This is a genomic window from Paenarthrobacter aurescens, from assembly GCF_025421775.1.
GTDB lineage: Bacteria > Actinomycetota > Actinomycetes > Actinomycetales > Micrococcaceae > Arthrobacter > Arthrobacter aurescens_B.
The window spans coordinates 1-255 of record NZ_JAOEFX010000501.1 but is presented as its reverse complement, the minus strand read 5'-3'; the positions used below and the strand labels follow the sequence as shown (position 1 = coordinate 255).

Sequence of the window (255 nt, the reverse complement as noted above, 5' to 3'; positions counted from 1 at the left end):
AGAAACCAGCTGTTGAACCCGGCAACCTTCTGGATTGCATCGATGCGCCGCTCAAGCAACGGTCGCACACATCGCGGATCGGTATAGTGACCGGACTGCTGAAACCCGCTTTTCAGCGCACCGTTTTGCTCCACCATCGCACACTCGGTATTGGCCCGATCGCCGAGGTGCGCGGTGGCCCAGTCCGGATTTTCGTCCTCGCGCAACGCAGTTTCGTAGGAGTCATAGGGGGCAATCAGATATCCCGCAGAAACT

At 58.0% G+C, this 255-nt stretch carries 1 protein-coding gene; it reads right to left on the bottom strand.

From position 1 onward, the window contains the following. On the bottom strand, window positions 1-255 hold a 255-nt coding region (locus N7568_RS24530), incomplete at both ends, for a glycoside hydrolase (RefSeq protein ID WP_261612266.1).